Origin of the sequence: Moorena sp. SIO2C4 (genome assembly GCF_010672485.1) — a bacterium.
Lineage (GTDB): Bacteria > Cyanobacteriota > Cyanobacteriia > Cyanobacteriales > Coleofasciculaceae > Moorena > Moorena producens.
Map to the genome: position 1 here is coordinate 1 of NZ_JAAHGN010001133.1, position 2,319 is coordinate 2,319.

General features: G+C 45.3%; 2 protein-coding genes. One reads left to right on the plus strand and one right to left on the minus strand.

What is annotated here, in order from left to right; all coding sequences use genetic code 11:
* The coding region (locus F6K20_RS34640; RefSeq protein WP_287297824.1) for a sigma-70 family RNA polymerase sigma factor at positions 1 to 586 on the plus strand (586 nt) is incomplete at its 5' end.
* 213 nt (positions 587 to 799) lie between these two features.
* Here F6K20_RS34640 and F6K20_RS34645 read toward each other — a convergent pair.
* A complete protein-coding gene (locus F6K20_RS34645; protein ID WP_009148757.1) occupies positions 800 to 1,981 on the minus strand; it encodes a peptidoglycan-binding domain-containing protein in 1,182 nt (393 codons plus the stop codon).
* Positions 1,982 to 2,319: the final 338 nt, after the last annotated feature.

Below are 2,319 nucleotides of genomic sequence, written 5' to 3' on the forward strand. Positions count from 1 at the left end.
TCCGACCAAAGGCTACCGATTTAGCACCTATGCTTACTGGTGGATCCGTCAAGGAATCACCCGGGCGATCGCTACCCAAAGCCGTACCATTCGCCTGCCAGTTCACATTACTGAGAAGCTCAATAAAATCAAAAAAGCCCAACGGAAGATTTCCCAAGAACGTGGGCGCACAGCAACCATTGACGATATTGCTGTGGAATTAGAAATGACTGCGGCTCAGGTACGAGAAGTATTACTACGAGTACCCCGCTCTGTTTCTTTGGAAATTAAAGTTGGTAAGGAACGAGACACCGAACTAGGAGATTTACTCGAAACTGAGGAAACTTCTCCAGAAGAAGTGTTGATGCGAGAAGCCTTACAACGGGATTTACAGCAACTCCTAGCCGATCTAACCAACCGTGAACGGGATGTGATTCGGATGCGGTTTGGCTTGGGAGATAACCAGCCTTACTCTCTAGCTGAGATTGGTCGCGCTTTGGATTTATCTCGCGAGCGGGTACGCCAAATCGAAGCTAAAGCTTTACAAAAGTTGCGGCAACCCAAGCGCCGTAACCGAGTTCGGGATTACCTGGAAGCTTTGAGCTAATCCCTTGGTGACATATTCCCACACTTTCCGATTAACTTACCGATTAGGGAAGTGTGGGCTTCTTGCCAATCCTATCCTAGCTATCACCCTAGCTATCCCTTGTCCTAGGGTTCTAGTTGTTCAAAATTTATTGAATTTATCAATACCTGAGGGAGCACCCCGATTTATTTATTTGTTAGTAGACTTTTTATTTGTTAGTAGACTTGAGCTTACTTAAAAATAGGCTACCCGGGCATCAAATCCTTGCGATCGCAATTCATGGGAACGACTTTCCGCTTCACTACGGCTAGAAAAAGCTCCAGCATTAAAATAACGGCCTCGATCATCGTCAGATATAATACCACCAGTCAGCTTCATCTGATTTCGCACTTCACTTAGCACATTATCATTAGGAATGGGGATCACCACCACATAGCGATTCTTCTCAGCTTCAGGATTTATATTAATAAGTCCCAATGCTTGCAGGGTTTGTAAATCAGCTATCCCGGTTGGAAGTAGATTATTATTACGTATCTGAAATTTAAACACTGCATCCTCAGTTTCTTCGCCATATCTCCCATCAATAGCACCAGGATTAAACCCTCGAGATCTCAACTCTTCCTGAAGCCGTCTAACCTCTGGGCCGCGATCGCCTGGTCGTAGTTCACTGCGACGAATAGGAGTACCAAATGCTATGGGTTGTTGACTGTTAAAGTCAGCAGGAGGAAGAGGGATCTGATCAGGCGGTAATCCAAACGGTTGTGATTGAGTAACTAAAGCATTAGATAGTTCTGCTCTAGTTTGTGATCCCACAATCCCATCCGCCCTGAGACCATAGTCTGTTTGGAATTCAATCACTGCTTGTTCTGTAACTGGACCAAAGTAACCGGTTGGGTCGGCATTGAAATACCCCAGTTGTCTCAACTGTCGCTGCACTTCCGTAACCGCTGATCCACGAGACCCTCGTCTGAGTCCAGATTGAGTAACATTCCTACGGGATGGTGCTGCTCTGGTTTGTGATGGAAAGAGTTTTGCTCTGGTTCGTGGTCCGACTTCCCCATCAGCAGGAAGCCCCTTTTTTCGTTGGAACCGAATCACAGCATTTTTAGTAATTGAACCAAAATAGCCAGTTGGTTGCCGATTGAAATACCCGAGTTCTCGCAAACGACGCTGAACCTCTGTTACATCAGCTCCCCTACGACCTTCCCGCAGCACCCTTTGGGCTAGGGCTTCTTCTGCCATCCCCACAATGCTAAGTATGGCAATTAGCAACAGTAAATAAATCCGATGGTAAGCAACTAGCTTATACTCCTTGAGCCACTGAAACAATTTTTGAATTGACTCCTTCAAAACTGCAGGAGTATCTGCTAGTTCTTCTTCGCTTAAGGCAAGATGAAGATAGGCAAGGGTCTCCATGATTTTTCCAAGGAAACTGTTACCGTTAGTTTAACAAATGACAGTAGAGCATTGGTAATGTTTCGGACAACATAATCTCAGAAATTTTACGTAATCGGATATTAAAGCATGTAGTTATAGAGCAAGACTCTTATCAAAACAGAGCAATTCTCCTCTCTAACCATAACGCAATAGTTTTAAATCATGAGCACTATTCGTCACTGGAGTACATTTGTCCCCCTCCTAGCTTTAGTCTTGAGCAATTTAGGGGGAGTAGGGGCTAGGGCTACCGTAATTCCGAGCACCAATTCCGCCAACAGCATCCCCTCGGCAAAACCAACCCAAGCTCAGACTCAAGA

What these genes read in the sequence shown, in the direction of transcription:
- F6K20_RS34645 (WP_009148757.1), bottom strand. Translation starts at nt 1,981, where the DNA reads ATGGAGACCCTTGCCTATCTTCATCTTGCCTTAAGCGAAGAAGAACTA.